This is a genomic window from Streptomyces sp. NPDC002130 (assembly GCF_040296465.1).
Classification (GTDB): Bacteria; Actinomycetota; Actinomycetes; order Streptomycetales; family Streptomycetaceae; genus Streptomyces.
In genome coordinates this window covers 1-1135 of sequence record NZ_JBEOXI010001120.1, presented here as the reverse complement: position 1 = coordinate 1135, position 1135 = coordinate 1, and the positions used below count along the sequence as shown (strand labels likewise).

At 61.5% G+C, this 1135-nt stretch carries 3 protein-coding genes; 1 reads left to right on the top strand and 2 read right to left on the bottom strand.

What is annotated here, in order from left to right; genetic code table 11:
* Positions 1-216 (bottom strand): aminotransferase class III-fold pyridoxal phosphate-dependent enzyme (locus tag ABT116_RS48915; RefSeq protein ID WP_351648064.1); only part of this gene is annotated, 216 nt, incomplete at its 3' end.
* 165 nt (positions 217-381) lie between these two features.
* Here ABT116_RS48915 and ABT116_RS48910 point away from each other — a divergent pair.
* On the top strand, positions 382-699 hold the full coding sequence (locus ABT116_RS48910; RefSeq protein WP_351648062.1) for a DUF2322 family protein: 318 nt from the start codon (positions 382-384) through the stop codon (positions 697-699).
* Here the strand turns inward: ABT116_RS48910 and ABT116_RS48905 are convergent.
* A partial coding sequence (locus tag ABT116_RS48905; protein WP_351648060.1) for a Pr6Pr family membrane protein occupies positions 670-1135 on the bottom strand: 466 nt, incomplete at its 5' end. The two genes, ABT116_RS48910 and ABT116_RS48905, sit on opposite strands and share 30 nt — an antisense overlap.

Sequence of the window (1135 nt, the reverse complement as noted above, 5' to 3'; positions counted from 1 at the left end):
CGTCGTCTCGGGAACGAAATCACCGAAATTCGAGAAATGCGCAATCTTCGACAACTGAGCCGCCACCGCATCCGCGATCTCGGCGCGCCCGTGCCCGACATTGGTGAACCACAAGCCCGCCGTCGCATCCAGATACCGAGTGCCCTCGCGGTCCCAGATGTACGCGCCCTCACCGCGAGAGACGACAAACGCGCCGTTCTTCTCCACAGCGCCCATGTCCGCGAACCCGTGCCACAATGCCGAAGCCATCATTGTCCCCTTCGAATACAAACGATGCTGGTGTGCAAACGATGTGCTGCGACTATATCGACACCAGGAATCCGCGCACGACGGCGCTCGCCCGGCACCGGCTTTCACGGGCGCACCCGTAATCTGTCGACCATGACTTTTGCCGACAATCTCGCCGCACTGCCCGCCATCGATCATCTGGCCGCCATCGAGGTACTCGACGCCGACGGAACCGTCGTCGACACCGTGGAGAACAAGCCCGGAAAGTCCGGCTCGGTCAAGGTGTACAACCATCTTGCCGAGGTCTACGGCGCCCTGACACCCGAAGCCGCGACAGCAGGACTGACGATCTTCGCCGAGCACACCGAGGACGCGCGATCGAACCCCGGCAAGCACCCGAACATCGACCGACTCGATCAGGTGATCGCCACCGGAAGCGGGCTAGGACTGCGGGGCGTTCCGGCCGCGTAGCCCGGCGCCCAACCGTCCGACGGCATTGACCGCCAACGCCATCAGGGCCATCGCGATGCCCAGCACGACAAATCCAATGAACAGGGCCAGGTAGCCCTGGTGGCGCGGATCCATGAACGGGTACGGATACCAGTCGACGATCGGACCTCGAATCAACGTGTACACCGCGTAGATCACCGGAAACAGCAGCCACTGCAGCGAGCGAATTTCGGAGATCCTGTGCCGCGAAGCGAAGAACACCCAGTCGAGGAGCATCACCAGCAGAAGAATGCGGTGCAGCGCCGAGTTGATCCACGCGTCGTTCAAATTGACGTCGATGTTCGCGAGTAGGACGGCGTAGATGATTCCGGTGATGACCATGTACAGAGTCACCGCGCCACGAATCGACTGCCATGTCCTCGATTGCGGATCACGAAATGCACCCACCAGCAACACG